The organism is Agrobacterium sp. ICMP 6402 (assembly GCF_009498615.1).
In the GTDB taxonomy this organism is placed as follows: domain Bacteria; phylum Pseudomonadota; class Alphaproteobacteria; order Rhizobiales; family Rhizobiaceae; genus Agrobacterium; species Agrobacterium burrii.
The window spans coordinates 46,801-67,181 of the sequence record NZ_QSNV01000002.1 but is presented as its reverse complement, the minus strand read 5'-3'; the positions used below and the strand labels follow the sequence as shown (position 1 = coordinate 67,181).

19 protein-coding genes and 1 tRNA gene are annotated in these 20,381 nt (G+C 57.8%); 5 read left to right on the top strand and 15 right to left on the bottom strand.

Going from position 1 to position 20,381, the window contains the following annotated elements; translation table 11 throughout:
* On the bottom strand, positions 1-1,521 hold the full coding sequence (locus DXT96_RS08445) for a sugar ABC transporter ATP-binding protein (RefSeq protein ID WP_153514281.1): 1,521 nt from the start codon (positions 1,519-1,521) through the stop codon (positions 1-3).
* 69 nt (positions 1,522-1,590) lie between these two features.
* Entirely contained in the window at positions 1,591-2,604 is a 1,014-nt protein-coding gene (locus tag DXT96_RS08440) for a substrate-binding domain-containing protein (protein ID WP_153514280.1), read from the bottom strand.
* 415 nt (positions 2,605-3,019) lie between these two features.
* Here DXT96_RS08440 and DXT96_RS08435 point away from each other — a divergent pair, with 415 nt between their 5' ends.
* The gene (locus DXT96_RS08435) at positions 3,020-3,394 is read left to right on the top strand and encodes a tudor domain-containing protein (protein ID WP_174373974.1); all 375 of its coding nucleotides are present in this window, start codon (positions 3,020-3,022) and stop codon (positions 3,392-3,394) included.
* A 184-nt stretch (positions 3,395-3,578) separates the two neighbouring features.
* Here the strand turns inward: DXT96_RS08435 and DXT96_RS08430 are convergent.
* Positions 3,579-3,653: transfer RNA gene (locus tag DXT96_RS08430), tRNA-Val, on the bottom strand.
* Positions 3,654-3,735: 82 nt separating this feature from the next.
* Positions 3,736-4,098 (bottom strand): cell cycle two-component system response regulator CpdR, encoded by a 363-nt coding sequence (cpdR, locus tag DXT96_RS08425; RefSeq protein ID WP_003497910.1) that lies wholly within the window; start codon positions 4,096-4,098, stop codon positions 3,736-3,738.
* A 182-nt stretch (positions 4,099-4,280) separates the two neighbouring features.
* On the opposite strand from cpdR, the gene DXT96_RS08420 reads away from it, so the two are divergent.
* Both DXT96_RS08420 and hisN read left to right on the top strand, forming a co-directional pair.
* Positions 4,281-5,165 carry an N-formylglutamate amidohydrolase gene (locus DXT96_RS08420; protein WP_149899657.1) on the top strand — a complete coding sequence of 295 codons (885 nt, stop codon included), beginning with the start codon at positions 4,281-4,283 and terminating at the stop codon, positions 5,163-5,165.
* A gap of 333 nt (positions 5,166-5,498) precedes the next feature.
* Positions 5,499-6,275 (top strand): histidinol-phosphatase, encoded by a 777-nt coding sequence (gene hisN / locus DXT96_RS08415; protein WP_153514278.1) that lies wholly within the window; start codon positions 5,499-5,501, stop codon positions 6,273-6,275.
* Between the two features lie 23 nt (positions 6,276-6,298).
* Here the strand turns inward: hisN and DXT96_RS08410 are convergent, their stop codons facing one another.
* On the bottom strand, positions 6,299-7,240 hold the full coding sequence (locus tag DXT96_RS08410; RefSeq protein ID WP_149899659.1) for an alpha/beta fold hydrolase: 942 nt from the start codon (positions 7,238-7,240) through the stop codon (positions 6,299-6,301).
* A 387-nt stretch (positions 7,241-7,627) separates the two neighbouring features.
* On the opposite strand from DXT96_RS08410, the gene hspL reads away from it, so the two are divergent.
* Positions 7,628-8,110, top strand: coding sequence for a heat shock protein HspL (gene hspL / locus DXT96_RS08405; protein WP_153514277.1), 483 nt, complete (start codon positions 7,628-7,630; stop codon positions 8,108-8,110).
* Positions 8,111-8,175: 65 nt separating this feature from the next.
* On the opposite strand, the gene DXT96_RS08400 is transcribed toward hspL, so the two are convergent.
* The gene (locus DXT96_RS08400) at positions 8,176-9,195 is read right to left on the bottom strand and encodes a bile acid:sodium symporter family protein (RefSeq protein WP_153514276.1); all 1,020 of its coding nucleotides are present in this window, start codon (positions 9,193-9,195) and stop codon (positions 8,176-8,178) included.
* A gap of 98 nt (positions 9,196-9,293) precedes the next feature.
* Here DXT96_RS08400 and DXT96_RS08395 point away from each other — a divergent pair, with 98 nt between their 5' ends.
* Positions 9,294-10,154, top strand: a complete 861-nt coding sequence (locus DXT96_RS08395; protein WP_153514275.1) for a LysR family transcriptional regulator — start codon at positions 9,294-9,296, stop codon at positions 10,152-10,154.
* Between the two features lie 55 nt (positions 10,155-10,209).
* Here DXT96_RS08395 and glpK read toward each other — a convergent pair whose 3' ends face one another.
* The 9 genes from glpK to DXT96_RS08350 all read right to left on the bottom strand — a co-directional run bounded on the left by glpK (position 10,210) and on the right by DXT96_RS08350 (position 20,251).
* Positions 10,210-11,709 carry a glycerol kinase GlpK gene (gene glpK / locus DXT96_RS08390; RefSeq protein WP_153514274.1) on the bottom strand — a complete coding sequence of 500 codons (1,500 nt, stop codon included), beginning with the start codon at positions 11,707-11,709 and terminating at the stop codon, positions 10,210-10,212.
* A gap of 69 nt (positions 11,710-11,778) precedes the next feature.
* Positions 11,779-13,500 carry an ABC transporter substrate-binding protein gene (locus tag DXT96_RS08385; protein ID WP_153514273.1) on the bottom strand — a complete coding sequence of 574 codons (1,722 nt, stop codon included), beginning with the start codon at positions 13,498-13,500 and terminating at the stop codon, positions 11,779-11,781.
* 75 nt (positions 13,501-13,575) lie between these two features.
* Complete coding sequence (locus tag DXT96_RS08380; protein ID WP_153514272.1) at positions 13,576-13,869, bottom strand: DUF2160 domain-containing protein; 294 nt, start codon at positions 13,867-13,869, stop codon at positions 13,576-13,578.
* 2 nt (positions 13,870-13,871) lie between these two features.
* Positions 13,872-14,783 carry a carbohydrate ABC transporter permease gene (locus tag DXT96_RS08375; protein WP_153514271.1) on the bottom strand — a complete coding sequence of 304 codons (912 nt, stop codon included), beginning with the start codon at positions 14,781-14,783 and terminating at the stop codon, positions 13,872-13,874.
* A gap of 3 nt (positions 14,784-14,786) precedes the next feature.
* Positions 14,787-15,653 (bottom strand): carbohydrate ABC transporter permease, encoded by an 867-nt coding sequence (locus tag DXT96_RS08370; protein ID WP_149899667.1) that lies wholly within the window; start codon positions 15,651-15,653, stop codon positions 14,787-14,789.
* A 2-nt stretch (positions 15,654-15,655) separates the two neighbouring features.
* Positions 15,656-16,726, bottom strand: a complete 1,071-nt coding sequence (locus DXT96_RS08365; protein WP_153514270.1) for an ABC transporter ATP-binding protein — start codon at positions 16,724-16,726, stop codon at positions 15,656-15,658.
* 12 nt (positions 16,727-16,738) lie between these two features.
* Positions 16,739-17,809, bottom strand: a complete 1,071-nt coding sequence (locus DXT96_RS08360; RefSeq protein ID WP_153514269.1) for an ABC transporter ATP-binding protein — start codon at positions 17,807-17,809, stop codon at positions 16,739-16,741.
* A 37-nt stretch (positions 17,810-17,846) separates the two neighbouring features.
* A complete protein-coding gene (gene glpD / locus DXT96_RS08355) occupies positions 17,847-19,370 on the bottom strand; it encodes a glycerol-3-phosphate dehydrogenase (RefSeq protein WP_153514268.1) in 1,524 nt (507 codons plus the stop codon).
* Between the two features lie 107 nt (positions 19,371-19,477).
* Positions 19,478-20,251: a DeoR/GlpR family DNA-binding transcription regulator gene (locus tag DXT96_RS08350; protein WP_153514267.1), complete on the bottom strand. Its 774-nt coding sequence runs from the start codon at positions 20,249-20,251 to the stop codon at positions 19,478-19,480.
* Between the last annotated feature and the right edge of the window lie 130 nt (positions 20,252-20,381).

Here is a 20,381-nt window from a genome sequence, read left to right as displayed (position 1 = left end):
TCAGGCCCCAGCCGGGCTATGCACTATATTGATCGATGCAAGCTGCATGATCTTCTCCTCCGTCATGTCCTCTCCCTCGACCTCACCGGCAATGCGCCCTTCGCGCACGACCAGCACGCGATCACTGACGCCGATGAGTTCCGGCAGCTCCGAGGATATGACCACCACTCCGACGCCTTCACGCGCCAGTTCCCGTATCTGGCGGTGGATTTCGGCCTTTGCGCCCACATCCACCCCCCGTGTAGGCTCATCCAGAAAGATGACCTCCGGTTCCACCGACAACATCTTTGCCAGCGCCACCTTCTGCTGATTGCCGCCGCTCAAGGTCGAGACGGCATCGCCGACGCTGTTCGCCCGTAATTTCAGCCGCTTGCCCAGCTCATCGGCGCGCTTCATTTCCTTGCGCCGCTCGATGAAGCCCATGCCGTTCGATATCCTCCCCACATCAAGCGCCGAGACATTTTCGGCGATGGACATATTGAGGAACAGCCCGTCACCCTTGCGATCCTCGGAAAGGTAGACCAGCCCCTCGCGGATGCTGTCGCGATAATCCTTTAGCCTCAGTGGCCGGCCGCGCAGGGTAACTTCGCCTCTGGGTTTCCCTTCCAGCCGGCAGACTGCCCGCACGATCTCGCTTCGGCCCGCACCGATCAAACCGGCAAGACCGAGGATTTCGCCGCGACGCAGATCGAAATCGACGTCGAAAACCCGCTTTCCCTCATTCAATCCCCGAACAGAAAGAATGACATCGTCCGACTTTTCATCTTCCGAAAGTTTCGGCGGATAGAGCTTGTCGAGAACCCGCCCGACCATGCTGTTGACGACCTCCTCAGGGGAAATCTCGGCGATATTCGCCGTCTTGATGTGGCAACCGTCGCGCATGACCGTAATGCGGTCGCAATGCTCGAAAATCTCCGCCATCCGGTGCGAGATATAGATGATCGCAATCCCGCGGTCCGCCAGCCGGTGCATGATCCGGAAAAGCGTCTGGGCTTCGGTTTCGGTCAGCGCCGCCGTCGGCTCGTCGAGGATCAGGATGCGGCAATCCAGCGTCAACGCCTTGGCGATTTCGACTATCTGCTGTTGCGAAATCGACAGATCGCCGGCGCGGATGGCGGGGTCGATATCCCCGATTTCCCGCAGGATGGTTGCGGCCCGCTTGCCGAGATCACGATAATTCATGAACAAGGAGCGGCTTTGGCCCGTCTCCGACATGAACATGTTCTCGGCAACCGAAATTTCCGGGCAAAGGGCAATCTCCTGATGGACAAAACCGATGCCGAGCCGGTTCGCCGCATTGGGCGAAGATATCCGCACCGGTTTTTCGTCCAGCAGGATTTCGCCGCCATCCGGCTGCAGAATGCCGTCGATAATATGCATCAGCGTCGACTTGCCGGCGCCATTTTCACCCGCCAGCGCGTGGATTTCACCACGCCGCAATTCGAGTGCGGCACTGCGCAACGCCCGCACGGGGCCGAACGCCTTATGAATATTCGTCATGCTGAGGATGACCTCGCCCATAACGCCCTCCCGAAGCTGCTTCCCGTTTAACCGGCGAGACTTAAACCCCGCCGGTTCAAGGGCGACGCGTTAGCGCCCCTTCATATAGTCGTTGAGATCAAAGGAAGCGGCATTCGCCTTGGTGATGACAGCAAAACCATTGTCCATCGAAGGAACCTGCATCGGATTGAAGCCGGACACCTTATAGTCGTTGAACGGGTCGATCAGGTCCGAATGGGCACCCAGAAAGGTGTTCATGAAACCCATGAAGCCCTGAACACCCTGATTGGGATTGATGGACATGTAGATATTGCCCTGCTTGATATGCTCCAGCGTCGCAGGCGTAATATCCGCATGCAGGATCAGGACCTTCTTCTTCGCCTCGAGAACAGCGGTGGTCGCGCCTTCGGCCGATCCGGCCTCGGGAATCCACAATGCGCCGAGATTGGGGTTGGCCTGCAATAGTGCGCCGGTCGCCTGATAGGCCACGTTCGCATCCTGATTGGTTGCCTGGCGGCCGACGAGCTTCATCTGCGGATAGGTGCGCCCCATATAGTCGATGAGGGCGGTGACGCGCAGATCGTGGTTGCTCTGGCCCGGATTTTCCAGAACGGCATATTCGCCTTTTTCACCGATCTTCTTGACGATTTCGTCAGCCGCAAATTTCGCCTCGGCAACATTGTCCGAAGTGATATAGGCGGTCCGTTTCGACTTCGGAGAATCCGCCGCGAAAGTCGTCACCGAAACGCCGGAGTCCATCGCCTTGTTGATCGGTTCGATGAAGGGATCGGCCTGCATCGGATGCAGCAATATGCCTTTCGGCTTCTTCACCAGTTCCTGCTCGAAGGACGCTATCTGCTTGGTGATGTCATATTCGGGCGTACCGGTGAAAACCGCTTCACAGCCGAGCGCCTTTGCGGCCTGCTTGAAACCTTCGAAGACCGGCACCCAATAGGGATGGCTGGAAACCATGACGTTCATCACATAGGTCTCACCCGGTTCGCAGGCGAATTTGCCCGCAGCGGCGACCGGTGAAGCCGCGCCAGCGGAAATCGCCACGGCAAAAACACCCGCAGCAACGGTCGATTTCAGAAAAGCCAACATATTCCCCTCCCAAGGACAACGAGCTAATCTGCAATAAATTTTAAGCGATGTAATTTATTGCATGAATTTGAGATATCGGCAAATCGAACACGCGTCAATGCATTTCGCATTTTATTTTTATGAGGGAAATTTATTGCAGATATTGCAGGGTAACTCGAAACTATATCTCTTGGCTTGGCACCCGCCCTTTTCTCAACCTCAAGACACCAACTGTCGGTCTGCGCGAGCGGGTAGAACTTTGCCTGAACGTTGATCCGAAAAAGAAAAAGGCTCGAATACAGATATCACAACATCAACCGGAAGTATTAATGACATATTCAGGTGAATTCGCTTATGAAGTATTTGCTTAACCACTGTTGAGCCGCTTCCGTCATTTTACAGGAGCGTTATGGGCTTGGCCCTTGGGGGGAATACCGTGAACAAAATTTTGATCGCCGCAGTTATTCTTGGTGTTGCATCATCTTTTGCATCTTCTGTTTCAGCACAAACTAAAGGCGACTGGGTGCTGGGTAACTATAAGGGCGCCGGATACTGGTTCCCGGGTGTTATCGATAGTGTTTCCGGTGGGCAGGTCACTATTCGTTACGACGATGGAGATCGCGAAACGGTCGCAGTTAACAAGGTGCGCCCTTACGATTGGATGATCGGCACGCGGGTCGAGTGCAACTACAAAGGTGCTGGACAGTGGTACGCTGGCAAGATCTCCTCGCTTGCAGGTGAGAAGATTGGCATTGCCTACGACGATGGCGACAAGGAAACGACCAAGACAGGACGCTGCAGAACACAGTGAGTTTTTAACAAGCACCGTTCCAAAGTCATCGTATCCCCACTTGCTCCAGCAGGTGGGGACTTATTTGCGGGGACGACCACATGCACTGAAAAGCAACCTCATCAACAGGTTCGATGAACCTTGAGACCGCAATGCAAAAAGGCCCTGCGATTTTTCGCAAGGCCTTGATACTTAAGAATTCGGATGGTGGGCGTGACAGGGATTGAACCTGTGACCCCTACGATGTCAACGTAGTGCTCTCCCGCTGAGCTACACGCCCTCCGTTGGCGGCGGATAGACCACAAAACCGGTTCATGCGTCAACTGCTTTTTTTCGGTTTTATGAAGGTTTTTTGAGAGGCCTTACGCCACAAGGAGTTTATTGACCTCATCCACCAGATCACGCAGATGGAATGGCTTGGAAAGCACCTTGGCGTCCTTCGGGGCCTTCGAATCGGCGTTCAGCGCAACCGCAGCAAAGCCGGTGATGAACATGACTTTCAGGTCGGGGTCGAGTTCGGTCGCGCGCCGCGCGAGTTCGATGCCATCCATTTCCGGCATGACGATATCTGTCAGCAGAAGTGAAAAGGGCTCCTCACGAAGCCGGTCGTAAGCGCTTGCGCCATTGTCGAAGGAAGAAACCTTGTAACCGGCTTTTTCCAGCGCCTTGACGAGGAAACGGCGCATATCGTTGTCGTCTTCAGCAAGAAGAATTTTTTGATTCATGGTTAAGTGACCGTAACTGCTCAATGTTTGAAATACCCTAGCCCGATTATAGGATTTTCACGGTAAATATCCTGTGAACACGTGAATCGGTATAGCGCTGCTTTAGCGACAGTATGGACTTGCTGCACGGTAACTGGCAACATGAACGTCCTGATAGTTTGCGACATGGTAAATGGGCCTGAATGGACTGGGTAACGGGCGAGTATGAGTTGTTTGAGGTAACGGAGCCTGCCGCTCAAACCCTGCCATTTGTCTATAATTCCCCCCATAGCGGTCGCTGTTATCCCATCTCCTTCCTCGAATCGGCGCGGCTCGATTCGCATGAGATCCGGCGCTCCGAAGATCATTTCGTCGACGAGCTTTTCGCCGCCGCCCCCGAGATCGGCGCGCCGCTTCTGAAAGCGAATTTCCCCCGCGCCTATCTCGACGTCAATCGCGAGCCCTATGAGCTTGATCCGCGCATGTTCGAAGGCACCCTGCCGCCTTACGCCAATATTGGCTCCATGCGGGTCGCTGGCGGCCTGGGCACGGTGCCGCGCATCGTTGCCGAAAATATGGATATCTATGCTCACCGCCTGCCGGTCGATGAGGCACTCTCGCGGATCGAGACAATCTACAAACCCTACCACGCCTGCCTGCGCCGGCTCCTTTCCCGCACCCATGCCAATTTCGGCATGGCGGTGCTGATCGATTGCCATTCCATGCCCGGCAATATCCGCGTAGCCGGCTCAAACCTCCGACCGGATGTGATCATCGGCGATCGCTACGGCACCAGCGCCTCCCAGGAAGTCTCCCGCGCCGCCCTGCATTTCCTTGAGGAGCTGGGCTTCATCGCGGTCTGCAACAAGCCTTATGCCGGCGGCTTCATCACCGAACATTACGGGCGGCCCATTCGCTCCCTCCACGCGCTGCAGATCGAGGTCAACCGGTCGCTTTACGTCGATGAAAAGACGCTTTCGAAGAAAGCCGATTTTCCGGCCATTCAGGCATCGCTGGAAATCTTTATGCGCCAGCTAGGCGCTTTCGTTTCGGAATACGCGATCGAGACCTCGCTCGCCGCCGAATAACGCGTCAAATCCCCGACATTTCAAATCTCCAGCCCAGACCGCTTGGCCGTACGCCGGGCAAAAAAAACCGCGCTTTTGGCGCGGTCAAGTCTAGGGAGGAAACACCCAAGGAGGGTATTTACAGTCAAAGACTGCAAGGTCACGCTATGCAGTGTATGCACAATTGTCAATCAGTTTATTTTATGCCTACTTTTTAGACGTTTGCCGAAAATATGGAAACACTGGCTCCCGCGTCCATACGAGTGGACGGCGGATGTGATTCCGGTCTATGCATTTCGCCACGCAATTCAGGCCACATCATTCAGGCCCATCATTCAGGCAATGAGGTTTCGCATGCTGCCCGACCGGGATTTCTTCTTCAAACTTGCCGATGCAGCCAGCGCTGAAACGCTTCCCCGCTTCCGCACGGGCATTGCCGTCACCAACAAGCAGGATGGCGGTTATGATCCTGTGACAGAGGGCGATCAGGCGGCGGAAACCGCCATTCGTGCCCTCATCGAGGCGCGTTTCCCGCAGCATGGCATTCTTGGTGAAGAACATGGCAATGTCGGCCTTGATCGCGAGCATATCTGGGTTATCGACCCGATCGACGGCACCCGCGCCTTTATTTCCGGCGTGCCCGTCTGGGGTACGCTGATCGGTTTCCAGTCGGCCGGCCGCGCCACGATGGGCATCATGGACCAGCCCTTCACGAAAGAGCGTTATTTCGCCGATGGCGAGAGCGCCTGGTATTTCGGCCCGGATGGCGAAAAAAAGATCTGCACGCGTGACTGCGCTTCGCTGTCGGATGCGGTGCTGTTCACCACCACCCCGCATATCTTCACCGCAGAGGAAAAGCTCTTCTACGAAAAGGTGGAGGAACAGGTCCGCCTTTTCCGTTATGGGGTGGATTGTTACGCCTATTGCCTGCTTGCCGCCGGTCACGTCGATCTGGTGATCGAATCCGGCCTGAAGCCCTATGATGTCGGCGCGCTCATTCCGGTGATCGAGCAGGCCGGCGGTATCATCACCACCTGGGATGGCGGACGTCCGGAAAATGGCGGCCGTATTCTGGCCGCCGGCTCCAAAGCCGTGCACGAACAGGCGCTTGCCATTCTTTCGGAACTATAGACCGTCCCGTTTCGGCGGCCACATCATTCCGGCGCGAAAAACGCGTCGATGGCCGCCAGCGCCTGTTTGCGGAAAACATCGCGCTCATGCAGCAATTCGTGGCGCGCGCCGGTGATGGGAAGCAGCTGCGCCGCGCGGAAATTGCGCGACAGCTCTTCCTGCGCTTTGTAGGGCGTGATCGTATCCAGCATCGGCGCCAGAATGAGGGTCGGAATGGTGATGTTCGTCAGATGATCCTGACGGGTCACCCGCGCCATGGTCTTCAGCGCTTCATAGACCCAGCGCGCCGTCGGCGCGCCGATGAACAATTCCGGAAATTGCCTGTGCAGCGAAAGATTTCGGGTGAAACGCCGCGCATCCGACGTCAGCGGGTTGCCGTCGAAATCGCGCTCGCGCTGATCTTTGCCGAGCTGCACTCTTCCAAGACCGATGAGGCTTAAAACGGTCGAGACCAGCCGGATGACGGGCGCGGGAAAGGATTGCTGACTGTCCAGCTCAATGAATGGCGAACAAAGAGCCAGACGGTCGATGCGGTTGGACAGTCCGGGAGCCGCTGCAAGTGCTGCAAGCGCGCCGGTGGAATGCGCAATCATAAAGAATGGCAGCCGCGTATCCGGCAACACCACCTGCTCGAGAAACAGGCTGATATCTCGCTGGTAGTCGGAAAAACGCCGAACATGCCCGGCGCCCGGCTTCTTCAGCAGCCGTTCGGAACCGCCCTGGCCGCGTGTGTCGAAGGTCGCGACCCAGAAACCCATGGCCGTCAGATCGGCAACCGTTTCGAAATATTTCTCGATACATTCGTTGCGGCCATGCAGAAGAACCACCGTTCCGCGCGCAATGTGGCGGCTGGCGCGGAAGATCGCATATCGAAGCTGTTTGCCGCCATGGCCGGCAAAATATCCGACGGTATGGTTGCCGGGAACCGGGTTGTCTTCGCTGACGCGCAATGTGGCTTCGATCATCGGTCTTTTCCGGCTTTTCAACTCTTTTCGGATAGGTCGGCGGCGACAGAAGGTCAAAGAAAAAATTGCCGGAACCGTCGGTTAAAGCAGTCGCGGTTCCGGCGAGTAAGACAGAAGAAGAAGGGACGTTATTGCTTCTGTCCACGGAGAATGTCTCCGATGACCGCAGTTTTATGGCGCTCAAACTGAACGATGCCGGAACCGGATGTTCAGCCATGGTTCATGTTGCCCCCACCGTTTTCCCTTGAGGCACCCCTCTTGACGCGGCGTCGAGCCATTCCCATCTCATTCCTGCGGTCGCCAGAACGGGACCGCGCCTTATGCCCGGCCGTTGCCAGAACGGGACGCCGGATTTAACCGCAAACAGTCGCTTCTTAGGAGGACACCATGCGTCACGTCGATTTTTCCCCCCTTTATCGCTCCACCGTCGGTTTTGACCGTCTTTTTTCGATGCTTGACGGCCTCGGCCAGCCTGAACAGGCCCAGTCCTATCCGCCCTACAATATCGAGCGGACGGGCGAAAACACCTATCGCATCACCATGGCCGTTGCCGGTTTCGATGAAACCGAACTCAGCATTGAATCACGCGCCAATACGCTGACGGTGAAGGCCGAGAAGTCCGGGGATGAGAAGTCATCCGAAGGCGAGTTCCTGTATCGCGGCATCGCCACGCGTGCTTTCGAGCGCCGCTTCCAGCTTGCCGACCACGTCGAAGTTCAGACCGCCTCCTTAAAGAACGGCCTGCTGCATATCGATCTTGTCCGCAATATTCCGGAAGCCATGAAACCGCGCCGCATTGCGATCTCGTCCGACAGCGCCGATGCGCCGAAGACGATCGAAGCCCAGATCACGCCGACTCAGGTTAACTAAGCTTTCCTGGAATGCAATAAGAACGGCCCCTTCAAGGGGCCGTTTTTGTTTGCGAAAAACTCGTGTCAGCGGGTGGATGCCGCCACGCCTTCTGCAGCAGCCGTTTCCAGTACTGCTGCCTTTTCATGGGCTTTGCGGGCATAACGCTGGGCCAGAACCGCACAGACCATCAGCTGAATCTGATGGAAAAGCATAATCGGCAAAACGATGGCGCCAATGCTCTGGCCGGCGAAAATGGCACCCGCCATGGGCACGCCGCTGGCAAGGCTCTTCTTGGACCCGCAGAAGGTGATGGTGATTTCATCCGCCTTTTCGAAACCGAGCGCCCGGCTGCCAAACATCGTCACGCAAAGGACAAGCGCCAGAAGCACAATGTTGATGCCGATGACCACACCGATATCGCGCAGCGAAAACGTCTGCCAGATGCCCTCGATAACCGCATCGGAGAAGGCGAGATAAACAACCATCAGGATCGAGCCGCGATCGACGGGAGACAGCAGTTTTTTGCGCGCCCGGATCCAGTCGCCGATCCACGGCTGCAACACCTGACCGACGATGAAAGGCAACAACAGCTGCAGGAAGATTTGCAGGAACGCGTCCAGCGAAAACCCGTTGCCATGGCCGCCGACCGTAAACAGCAGGCCAACCAGCAGCGGCGTCAGGAACATGCCGAAGATATTCGACGCCGAAGCTGAACAGATCGCCGCCGGCACGTTTCCGCCCGCCATGGAGGTAAAGGCGATGGAGGACTGCACGGTGGATGGTAAAACGCAGAGAAACAGCACGCCCATATAAAGCGGTGCCGGCAGGATGCTTTCGGGAATGAAGCCGATCGCCACGCCCAGCAACGGGAAAAGGCCGAAAGTGACCAGCAGGATCGCCAGATGCAGTCGCCAGTGCAGGATGCCGGCAATCACCACATCCCGCGAAAGTCGCGCACCATGCAGGAAGAACAAAAGCGCAATCGCCAGCTTCGTCGCCAGCCCGAAATACTCTGCCGGCTGACCGCTGATTGGCAGAAAGGAAGCCAAAATCACGGTGGCCACCAGCATCATGGTGAAGCGGTCAGGCAGGAAGCGGGTCATGTGAGGTCTTTCCGGCATCGGTTTTGCTTGAAATGTCAACCACTATCACTCATCATGAATTCGAATGCAAAGACTAACAGTTATCATGATATAAGATAATGCTGAACCTTCAACATCTTGCCAGCTTCGTCATGCTTCAGCAAACCGGCAGCTTCACGCTGGCCGCCGAGCGGCTGGGTGTCGGCCAGTCCACCGTCAGCCAGCATATTCAGCGGCTGGAGGCTGCACTTGGTCGCCGGCTGATCGCACGCAGCACCCATCAGGTGAAACTGACCGGCGAAGGCGAGGCGCTGCTGGGTTATGCTCGCAACATGCTTGAAATTGACAGCAAGGTTTCATCCCTGTTCAGCGAAACCCGTTTGCGCGGGCGGTTGAGGCTGGGTGTTTCCGAGGATTTCGTCGCCAGCCGGCTGACGGCCATTCTGGAAGAATTTATCCGCCTTTATCCCTTGGTGGATCTGGAACTGACGGTTTCGCTGAGCGGCGTGCTTTACCAGATGCAGGATAATGGCGAACTGGATGTCGTTCTCGCCAAACGCCGTCTTGGCGACAAGCTCGGGCATTTTCTTTACCGCGAACCGCTGGTGTGGTTGGCTCGTGACCCGGAGCGGATGCTGAGCCAGCCCGACGCCCTGCCGCTGATCGCCTTTCCACCGCCGAGCATTACCAGAAAAGCGGCGCAGGAAGCGCTCGACCGTGCCGGTCTCGCCTGGCGGATCGTCTGCACCTGCGGCAGCCTCAGCGGACTGACTGCCGCAGCAAGAGCGGGCATGGGCATTCTGGTGCAGCCACGCAGCATGGCGCCCGCCGGACTCAAGGAGATTGAGGCGGACGTACTGCCAACACTCGAAGACGTGGAATTTGTGCTTCAGCCAAGCAAGGGCACGGATACGAAACTGGTGCGCGCCCTTTCCGATCTGGTTTCCAGCAAGAGCATCGCGCCGGGCAGCTTCGTATAGCTTTCCTGACGCATTTCCGGACGCAAAACCGCTTCACACTTTTGCTGGAAATGCTCTAGTTTCCCCGCCGCGACAGGCAGCGGCCAACACTGTCCCGCCAGCCGGCAATGGCGTTTTTCCGTTCCGTTTCGTCCATATTGGGAGCAAAACGCTGGTCACGTTTCCAGTGGGCGGCAAAGGCTTCGCGATCCGGCCAGATACCGGCACGGGAAGCCGCAAGCCAGGCGGCACCCAGGATAGTCGTCTCCAGAAAGACCGGCCGGTCTACCGGTGCGGCGAGAACATCGGCCAGCCGCTGCATGGTCCAATCGGAGGCAACCATACCGCCATCGACCCTCAGCACCGTCTTGCCATTGTCGCCTGCCCAGTCCTTGCGCATGGCGTCCAGCAGATCGAAAGTCTGATAGGCAACGCTTTCCAGCGCTGCGCGCGCAAATTCCGCAGGTCCCGTGCCGCGCGTCAGGCCGAAGATCGCTCCGCGCGCCTCCGCATCCCAATAGGGCGCACCAAGCCCGGTAAAGGCCGGCACCAGATAGACACGCTGATTGGGATCGGCCTTTTCGGCAAGCGCGCTAACTTCGGAGGCGACCGAGATGAAACCGAGTTCATCCCGCAGCCATTGCACCGCCGCACCGGCAATGAAGATCGAGCCTTCAAGCGCATAGGTCGTCACACCGTCCAGACGGTAAGCAATCGTCGTCAACAGCCGGTTGGTGGAAGCGACGCGATCCGTGCCGGTGTTGAGAAGCGCGAAACAACCGGTGCCGTAGGTCGATTTCATCATGCCGGGTTCGAAGCAGGCATTGCCGATCACCGCCGCCTGCTGATCGCCCGCGACGCCAAGGATCGGGATTTCCGCGCCCAGAAGCGCCTTGTCCGTCACGCCGAAATCTGCGGCGCAATCCAGCACCTCCGGCAGCATGGCGCGGGGAATGTCGAGGAGAGACAGCAACTCGTCATCCCAGGCATTGTCTTCGATATTGTAGATCAGCGTTCGCGAGGCGTTGGTGGCGTCGGTCACGTGGCGACGACCGCCGGTAAGACGATAGATCAGGAAACTATCGACTGTGCCGAAGCAGATGTCTCCCTTTTCCGCCTTTTCGCGAAGGCCGCTGACGCTATCCAGAAGCCATTTCAGTTTGGTGCCAGAAAAATAGGGGTCAAGCAGCAGCCCGGTCTTTTTCGAAAATAGCGGCTCCAGCCCCCGGCGTTTCAAATCTTCGCAAATGGGCGCAGCACGGCGATCCTGCCAGACTACGGCCCGGTGCACGGCCTCGCCAGTGGTGCGATCCCATAGCACGGTCGTTTCGCGTTGGTTGGTGATGCCGATCGCCTCGATATCGGAAGCGGCGATGCCGGCGTCGGCAAGCGCCAGCCGGATTGTTTCAAGTACGCTTTTCCAGATATCCTCTGCATCGTGCTCGACCCAGCCGGAAGCCGGGAAATGCTGCGGAAATTCTCGCTGTCCGACACCGATCACCCGCATGTCGCGATCAAAGACCATCGACCGTGTCGATGTCGTCCCCTGATCGATAGCCAGAATATAACCGCCCATTATGTCACTCCCTTTCAAACGCAATGACGGGGCGGCAAAGCCGCCCCGATTTAAGATTTCACGCAGACATTACTTCTGCCAGCTTTTGACCAGTTCGTCGTAATTGACGGTGACCGGCTTTTCCTTTTCGGTAGCAATCTTCAGCTGTGGCGCCAGATTGCCCTTCGAAACGGCGTCCTTGTTCCAGTAGTCGATATCATGTTCTTCCGCCAGTTTCGGGCCGATATCGCCCTGCACACCGGCGCGCTCGATGCGAGCCATGACCTTTTCCTGCTCGGCGCAGAGCGAGTCCATGGCGGCCTGTGCGGTTTTCGCACCCGAGGATGCATCGCCGATTGCCTGCCACCAGAGCTGTGCCAGCTTCGGATAATCAGGAACGTTGGTGCCGGTGGGCGACCATTGCACGCGGGCCGGCGAGCGGTAGAACTCGATGAGACCACCAAGCTTGGAAGCCCGGTCCGTGAAGCTCTGGTGATGGATGGTGCTGTCACGAATGAAGGTGAGACCCACATGGCTCTTCTTCACATCCACGGTCTTGGAGGTCACGAACTGCGCATAGAGCCATGCGGCCTTGGCACGGTCGTCGGGAGTGGACTTCATCAGTGTCCACGAACCCACATCCTGATAACCGAGCTTCATGCCGTCTTTCCAGTAGACGCCATGCGGCGAGGGCGCGACACGCCATTTCGGCGAACCGTCCTCGTTCACAACAGGCAGGCCTGGCTTGGCCATATCTGCGGTGAAGGCCGTGTACCAGAAGATCTGCTGGGCGATATTGCCCTGCGCCGGCACCGGACCGGATTCGGAGAAGGTCATGCCCTGCGCTTCCGGCGGCGCATATTTCTTCAGCCATTCGAGATATTTCTCGATGGAATAGACCGAAGCGGGACCGTTGGTATCGCCGCCGCGCGCCACGCAGGAGCCGACCGGCTGCGACTTGTCGTTGACCTTGATGCCCCATTCATCGACCGGCAGGCCGTTCGGCAGGCCCTTGTCGCCGTTGCCGGCCATCGAAAGCCAGGCATCGGTGAAGCGCCAGCCAAGCGACGGGTCCTTCTTGCCATAGTCCATATGGCCGAAGACCTTCTTGCCGCCGACATCGCGGCCAGTGAAGAATTCGGCAATATCCTCATAGGCCGACCAGTTGACCGGCACGCCGAGATCATAGCCGTATTTGGCCTTGAAGTCGGCTTTGTTCTTGTCGTCGTTGAACCAGTCGTAACGGAACCAGTAGAGGTTGGCGAACTGCTGGTCCGGAAGCTGGTAGAGCTTCTTGTCCGGCGCCGTCGTAAAGGCGCTGCCGATGAAGTCCTTGAGGTCGAGGCCGGGATTGGTGACATCCTTACCTTCATTGGCCATGAAATCCGTCAGGTTGCGCACCTGCTGGTAGCGCCAATGCGTGCCGATGAGATCGCTGTCATTGACCCAGCCGTCATAAAGGTTCTGGCCGGTCTGCATCTGGGTCTGGATTTTTTCGACGACGTCACCTTCCTGAATGATGTCGTGCGTAACCTTGATGCCGGTAATGGCGGTAAAGGCCGGTGCCAGAACCTTGGATTCATATTCGTGCGTGGTCAGGGATTCGGAAACGACCTTGATGTCCATGCCGGCGAAAGGTTTCGCCGCATCGACAAACCATTGCAGTTCCTTCTCCTGATCTGCACGGGAAAGCGACGACATATCGCCGATTTCCTTGTCCAGAAACTGTTTTGCCTCCTCCATTCCGGCGAAAGCGGAACCCGTCATTGCCAGCAGCATGGCTGCCGTCGTCGTCATCAGATGCCGTCGCATATCAGTCCTCCCAGGGGTTGCGATTGCATGAAGTCCTCCAGTGCGGTTTTCCTCCGCCGCACCATTCTTTCTGCTCTAGACGAAACGGAAAACGCCGATGGCGTAGACCACGGACAGAGCGAGAGCCCACCACAGGTTCGGGCCGACCAGCCCGAGCCATGCGAGATGAATGAAAGCGCTGCCAAGCAGCGAAATGAACAGCCGGTCGCCGCGCGTGGTCTCAAAGCGCAAGAGACCGAAGCGGGGATTGCCGCCGGGCGAGAAATATTCCCAGAACCACATGCCGACGAGCAGCACGGCGATGGCGCAGAAAAATGCGGCCGTCGCCCAAGTCCACGCCATCCAGGTAAAATCGGGCATCTTCGTCATGGTCAAACCCTCCCCAACGCAAAGCCCTTGGCGATGTAATTACGCACGAACCAGATCACTAGCGCACCGGGTATCAGTGTCAGCACGCCGGCGGCGGCAAGCAGGCCCCAGTCCATACCGGCGGCGGACACGGTTCGCGTCATCGTCGCGGCGATCGGCTTGGCGTCGGTCGTCGTCAGCGTGCGGGCGATCAGAAGCTCGACCCACGAGAACATGAAGCTGAAGAAGCAGGCCACACCGATGCCGGAGGCGATGAGCGGCATGAAAATCTTCACGAAGAATTTCGGGAAAGAATAGCCGTCAATATAAGCGGTTTCGTCGATTTCCTTCGGCACGCCGGACATGAAGCCTTCGAGGATCCACACCGCCAACGGTACGTTGAACAGGCAATGCGCCAGTGCGACCGCGATATGCGTGTCGATCAGCCCGAACGCCGAATACAGCTGGAAGAAGGGCAACGCAAAGACGGCGGGCGGCGCCATGCGGTTGGTCAAAAGCCAGAAGAACAGGTGCTTGTCACCGAGAAAACGGTAACGCGAGAAGGCATAGGCCGCCGGAAGTGCTGCCGCTACCGAGATCACCATGTTCATGACGACGTAGATGATCGAGTTGATGTAACCCGAATACCAGGAGGAATCCGTAAAGATCGTCCGGTAGTTCTGCAGCGTCGGCTGGTGCGGATAAAGCGTCATGGACGAGACGATTTCCGCATTCGTCTTGAAACTCATATTGACGAGCCAATAGATCGGCACCAGCAGAAGGATGATGTAGATTGTCGGCACCAGCCAGGAAAAGCGTGATGGTCCGTGGCGGCGGCGCGAGCGTGCGGCAACACCTGATAATCCCGCCGAAGCAGCTTTTACAGGCGAATTTCCCATCCGTTCCACGCTTGCCGTGACATCAGAGGCGCTCATGTCTCAAGTCTCCGCGTCGTGGCTGGTCATGACGGTGTAGAACACCCAGGACAGCAGCAGGATGATGAGGAAGTAGATCAGCGACATGGCCGCCGCCGGCCCCAGATCGAACTGGCCGAGCGCCATCTTCACGAGATCGATGGACAGGAAGGTGGTGGAATTGCCCGGGCCGCCGCCGGTGACGACGAAGGGCTCGGTATAGATCATGAAACTGTCCATGAAGCGCAGCAGGAAGGCGATGAGCAGCACCCGCTTCATCTTCGGCAGCTGGATGAACCGAAAGACCGCAAAACGCGATGCACCATCGATCCGCGCTGCCTGGTAATAGGCATCCGGAATGGAAACGAGGCTGGCATAACACAACAGCACGACAAGGCTTGTCCAGTGCCACACATCCATGATGACGACCGTGATCCATGCGTCGACCGGATCGTTGACGTAGTTATAGTCCAGCCCAAGCTGATTGGCATAATAACCGAGCAGCCCGATATCGCTGCGACCGAACACCTGCCAGATGGTGCCGACGACATTCCACGGCACCAGAAGCGGCAACGCCATCGTTACGAGGCAGACCGGCACGCCGATACCGGATTTCGGCATTTTGAGCGCTATGAAGATGCCAAGCGGAATTTCAATCGCCAGAATGATTCCGGAAAATACCAGGTTACGCCCGAGAGCATTCCAGAAGCGATCGGAGCTAAGAATTTCCTGGAACCATTGCGTTCCCGCCCAGAAGAACTGATTGTTTCCGAAGGTGTCCTGCACCGAATAATTCACGACGGTCATTAGCGGAATGACGGCGGAAAAGGCGACCAGCACCAGAACCGGCAGCACCATGAACCACGCTTTGTTGTTCCAGCTTTTTTGCATGGTCAGGCCCCCATCTTCACACGCCAGGAATCGGCGAAGACGCCGATAGCGGCCGGATCGAAACGCACACCCGCTTCCGTCGGAATTTCCTCATCTTCGGCAACGACGATCGCCAGCTTCTGGCCGGCGAACCGGGCGCGCACGATCTTCTGCCGGCCGATATCCTCGACCTTATCGACCGTGATGGGCATTCCACCCCGTTCCAGCCGGATAAACTCCGGGCGGACGCCGATCTCGATGCGCTGTGCGCCATCAACCTTCGGCACGCCGGCAAGCGGCACGCCGAGGCCGCCGACCATAGCGGTTGCGCCGTCTATCTTGGCGGGCAACACATTCATTCCGGGCGAGCCGATGAAATAACCGACGAATGTATGCCCCGGCCGCTCGAAAAGCTCGGCGGGCGTACCGATCTGGACGATCTGCCCGTCATACATGACCACCACCTTGTCGGCGAAGGTCAACGCTTCGGTCTGGTCGTGGGTAACATAGACCATGGTGAAACCGGATTGCCGGTGCAGGCGCTTCAGCTGCGAGCGCAGCACCCATTTCATATGCGGGTCGATCACCGTCAGCGGCTCGTCGAACAGGATCGCATTGACGTCGGAACGCACGAGCCCACGCGCCAGTGAAATCTTCTGCTTCTGGTCCGCCGTCAGCCCGCGCGCGTGGCGTTTGGCCATGCCGGAAAGATCGGTCATCTCAAGGATGTCCCGCACCCGCCGGTCCACCTCGGCTTCCGGCACATTCCGGTTGCGCAATGGGAAAGCCAGATTGTCGTAGACCGTCATCGTGTCGTAGACGACCGGAAACTGGAACACCTGAGCGATATTGCGATCTTCGGTGGCAAGATCGGTAACATCTGTGCCGTCGAAAGCGATCCGGCCTTCGGACGGACGCAACAACCCGGAAATAATGTTGAGCAGCGTGGTCTTGCCGCAACCGGAAGGTCCGAGCAGCGCATAAGCGCCGCCATCCTGCCATTCGTGATGCACTTCTTTCAGGGCATAGTCGCCGGCAGCCTGCGCCTTGGCGTTATAGGCGTGGCGAATGTGATCGAGCGTGATGCGTGCCATGACCGATCTCCCTCAAGCCGCTTTGCCAATGGCGCGACCATTCGCGTCAAAGGCCATCAGATGCCGCGTATCGAGAAACAGCTCGATGTCCCTGTCCGGTTCGATATCGTGAATGCCATGCGCCAGCATGACCCAGCGCCGGCCCGAAAATTCCACATGCACGAAGCTCTCCGATCCGGCGATTTCCGAAATCAGCGTCCGCGCCCGGATGGATTGCCGCGCCTCTCCCTTCGCATAGGGGAAAAGATGGTGCGGCTGGAAGGCGATGGTCACAGGACCGTCCGGCATGGCGGCGAGATGCGCTGGAACTACCACCACGGCATGATCGGCGCGGGTGAAAGCGCCGCCCGTCTTGACGACCTCGATGGTGTTCAGCGGCGGATCGGCAAAAATTTCCGCCGTCACGATATCCACCGGATGCCGGTAAACATCGATCGTGCGGCTGAACTGCGTTATCCGCCCTTCGTTGAGCGTCGCGGTATTGCCGCCCAGCAGCAGCGCCTCGGAAGGTTCAGTGGTGGCATAAACGAAGATCGCGCCGGATTCCGCAAAGATGCGCGGCAACTCCTCGCGCAGTTCCTCGCGCAGCTTGTAATCGAGATTGGCCAGCGGCTCATCGAGCAGCACCAGATTGGCATTCTTGACGATGGCGCGGGCAAGCGCCGTGCGCTGCTGCTGGCCACCGGAAAGATTGAGCGGTGTGCGGTCAAGAAAGGGCGTCAGCCTCAAAAGCTCAGCGGCTTTCCTGACCTCCCTGTCGATCGTCGCCTGATCCTTGCCGGCGACCCGCATCGGCGAGGCGATGTTTTCGTAAACGCTGAGTGCGGGATAATTGATGAACTGCTGATAGACCATGGCGACGTTGCGCTTCTGCACCGGCCAGCCCGTCACGTCCTCACCGTTGAAAAGGATCGAGCCACCGCTCGGCTTGTCCAGCCCGGCCATCAGCCGCATCAGCGTCGTCTTGCCCGAAAGTGTCGGTCCAAGCAGGACGTTCAGGCTTCCGCGCTGCAACGTCAGATCGGTCGGGTGAATATGATATTCACTGCCGGCCATCTTCGAGACGTTTCGCAATTCAAGCATGGTGATCCAAAGCCTCCTCCGCTTTTCGATCGGATCGTCAGATTGCCTTCAAGCGTTCCCCTGCAATGTCTTCGATATAATCCTCCAGCCCGCGCACCTCTTCAGGGATGAAAAAAAGCCCCTGCTTGGTGCGGCGCCACAGAATATCCTCCGCCGTCAGCGCCCATTCCCGCGCCATCAGCCAGCGGACCTCGGCCTCATAAAGCGTGCCGCCGAAATGACGGCCCAGTGCTGCCGCCTCCGTGGCAGAACCGATCATCGCCGCGGCATCCGTTCCGTAGCAGCGGACGAGCCGCTTGGCGTGACGCTCATCAAGGAAAGGATATCGTAACCGCAGGGCCGAAACCTCTGCGCTGTAAGCTTCGGCACCGAAGTTTCCGCCCGGCAAATGCGAACCCGCCGTCCAGGGCGCGCCCTTTTCACCCAGCGCATCGCCGATTTTTTCAAGAGCATGTTCGGCAAGCCGCCGATAGGTGGTGAGCTTGCCGCCGAAAATATTGAGCAAAGGTGCTTCCCCCTCCGCTCCATCAGTTTTCAGCACATAATCGCGGGTCGCTTCCTGCGCTTTCGACGCGCCGTCGTCAAACAGCGGCCGCACGCCGGAATAGGTCCAGACGATATCGTCCTGCGTCACCGGCTCGGCGAAATATTCGCTGGCCGCGCTGCAAAGATAGCTGATTTCCTCCGCGGTGATCTTAACAGCGCGGGGGTCGGCGGTATAGTCGCGATCCGTCGTACCAATCAGCGTAAAATCCTGCTCGTAAGGGATGGCGAAGATGATGCGCCCGTCCGGATTCTGGAAAAAATAGGCGCGCGGATCGGCAAACTTCTTGCGCACGATGATATGGCTGCCCTGCACGAGGCGGACATTGTGAACGTTGTTTTTCCCGAATGTTGAAGCCAGAACCTTGTCCACCCATGGCCCGGCGGCATTTACCAGCATGCGCGCCCGGTAGGTCGCGGTTTCGCCGGCAGCACCCTTGGTTTCGACCCGCCAGAATGCGCCTTCGCGTCGCGCCGAAACCACCTGTGTGCGGTTGAGGATCAAAGCGCCACGATCGGCGGCATCGCGGGCGTTCAGCACCACAAGCCGGGCATCGTCCACCCAGCCATCGGAATATTCGAAAGCGCGGGCGAAAATCGGCTTCAGCGGTTTTCCGGCGGGATCGCGGCGCAGATCGAGCGAACGGGTCGCGGGCAGAAGCTTACGGCCGCCGAGGTGATCATAGAGAAAAAGTCCGAGACGCACGAGCCAGGCCGGACGCACGCCGCCCTTCTGGAATGGCAGAACGAAACGCATGGGCCAGATAATGTGCGGCGCCATGGCCCACAGCACCTCACGCTCCATCAGCGCCTCGCGCACCAGACGAAACTCGTAATGTTCAAGATAGCGCAAACCGCCATGGATGAGTTTGGTTGCCGCTGAAGAGGTGCCGGAGGCAAAATCGTTCATTTCCGCAAGTGCGACGGAGTAACCTCTGCCAATGGCATCACGCGCAATACCACAGCCATTGATGCCGCCGCCGATCACGAAAATATCGTGGATTGCCTCGTCAGACATGAATTCTCCCGCGCTTTCATCGACGCTCTCCTCATCGATATATTGAAAGCACGATCATCTAATTCGAAGACAAAACGAATGTCAAACGAAATTCCAATTGCGCAGGATCAGGACTTCTGCGCCTCGGTTTCAATCAGTCGAACGTCATGATCGGCACAGATGGAACGGATCGAATCAACAGGACAATGATCGGTAATAAAGGTATGCACCTGCGAAAGATGACCGATGCGCACCGGGGCCGTGCGCTCGAATTTGAGCGAATCCGACACCAGAATGACATGGCGGGCATTGGAGATGATCGCCTGCGCGACCTTGACCTCGCGGAAGTCGAAATCCAGCAAGGCGCCGTCCTCATCGATGGCCGAAACGCCGATGACGGCGAAATCGACCTTGAACTGGCGGATGAAATCCACCGCCGCCTCACCGACGATACCGCCATCGGAACCGCGCACCACGCCGCCGGCAATCACCACCTCGATGCCGGGGAAGACCCGCAACCTGTTGGCAACATTGATATTGTTGGTAATGACCATCAATTCGTGGTGATCCGCCAGCGCTTCACCCACCGACTCGGTCGTTGTGCCGATATTGATGAAGAGCGACGAGTTGTTGGGGATGAGGGCAGCGGCAGCGGCCCCGATCGCCTGTTTTTCGATAGAAGCAATCGCGCGGCGCGCCTCGTATTTGACGTTTTCATTGCCGCTTGGAAAAAGTGCGCCGCCATGGATGCGCGTCAGCACCCTGGTATCGCAGAGATCGTTCAGGTCCTTGCGGATCGTCTGGGGGGTCACCGAAAAGCGCGCCGCCAGCTCGTCGACCAGTACCCGCCCGTTCGCTTTCGCCAGCGCAACGATTTCATCCTGACGCGGTGTGAGCAGCATTTCACCCTCCCTCCTCTTTCAATTTTTTCGTTTTATTGAAGAGCGAACGAAAAACCAATGTCAAGGGAAGGTTTGTAGTAGCGCGTTCTACCTGTCAGCGAATTTGCCTGAAACACGCAACGACGTTGCG

What these genes read in the sequence shown, in the direction of transcription:
- DXT96_RS08445 (WP_153514281.1), bottom strand. Translation starts at nt 1,521, where the DNA reads ATGGGCGAGGTCATCCTCAGCATGACGAATATTCATAAGGCGTTCGGC.
- DXT96_RS08440 (WP_153514280.1), bottom strand. Translation starts at nt 2,604, where the DNA reads ATGTTGGCTTTTCTGAAATCGACCGTTGCTGCGGGTGTTTTTGCCGTG.
- cpdR (WP_003497910.1), bottom strand. Translation starts at nt 4,098, where the DNA reads ATGAATCAAAAAATTCTTCTTGCTGAAGACGACAACGATATGCGCCGT.
- DXT96_RS08420 (WP_149899657.1), top strand. Translation starts at nt 4,281, where the DNA reads ATGGACTGGGTAACGGGCGAGTATGAGTTGTTTGAGGTAACGGAGCCT.
- hisN (WP_153514278.1), top strand. Translation starts at nt 5,499, where the DNA reads ATGCTGCCCGACCGGGATTTCTTCTTCAAACTTGCCGATGCAGCCAGC.
- DXT96_RS08410 (WP_149899659.1), bottom strand. Translation starts at nt 7,240, where the DNA reads ATGATCGAAGCCACATTGCGCGTCAGCGAAGACAACCCGGTTCCCGGC.
- hspL (WP_153514277.1), top strand. Translation starts at nt 7,628, where the DNA reads ATGCGTCACGTCGATTTTTCCCCCCTTTATCGCTCCACCGTCGGTTTT.
- DXT96_RS08400 (WP_153514276.1), bottom strand. Translation starts at nt 9,195, where the DNA reads ATGACCCGCTTCCTGCCTGACCGCTTCACCATGATGCTGGTGGCCACC.
- DXT96_RS08395 (WP_153514275.1), top strand. Translation starts at nt 9,294, where the DNA reads ATGCTGAACCTTCAACATCTTGCCAGCTTCGTCATGCTTCAGCAAACC.
- glpK (WP_153514274.1), bottom strand. Translation starts at nt 11,709, where the DNA reads ATGGGCGGTTATATTCTGGCTATCGATCAGGGGACGACATCGACACGG.
- DXT96_RS08385 (WP_153514273.1), bottom strand. Translation starts at nt 13,500, where the DNA reads ATGCGACGGCATCTGATGACGACGACGGCAGCCATGCTGCTGGCAATG.
- DXT96_RS08380 (WP_153514272.1), bottom strand. Translation starts at nt 13,869, where the DNA reads ATGACGAAGATGCCCGATTTTACCTGGATGGCGTGGACTTGGGCGACG.
- DXT96_RS08375 (WP_153514271.1), bottom strand. Translation starts at nt 14,783, where the DNA reads ATGAGCGCCTCTGATGTCACGGCAAGCGTGGAACGGATGGGAAATTCG.
- DXT96_RS08370 (WP_149899667.1), bottom strand. Translation starts at nt 15,653, where the DNA reads ATGCAAAAAAGCTGGAACAACAAAGCGTGGTTCATGGTGCTGCCGGTT.
- DXT96_RS08365 (WP_153514270.1), bottom strand. Translation starts at nt 16,726, where the DNA reads ATGGCACGCATCACGCTCGATCACATTCGCCACGCCTATAACGCCAAG.
- DXT96_RS08360 (WP_153514269.1), bottom strand. Translation starts at nt 17,809, where the DNA reads ATGCTTGAATTGCGAAACGTCTCGAAGATGGCCGGCAGTGAATATCAT.
- glpD (WP_153514268.1), bottom strand. Translation starts at nt 19,370, where the DNA reads ATGTCTGACGAGGCAATCCACGATATTTTCGTGATCGGCGGCGGCATC.
- DXT96_RS08350 (WP_153514267.1), bottom strand. Translation starts at nt 20,251, where the DNA reads ATGCTGCTCACACCGCGTCAGGATGAAATCGTTGCGCTGGCGAAAGCG.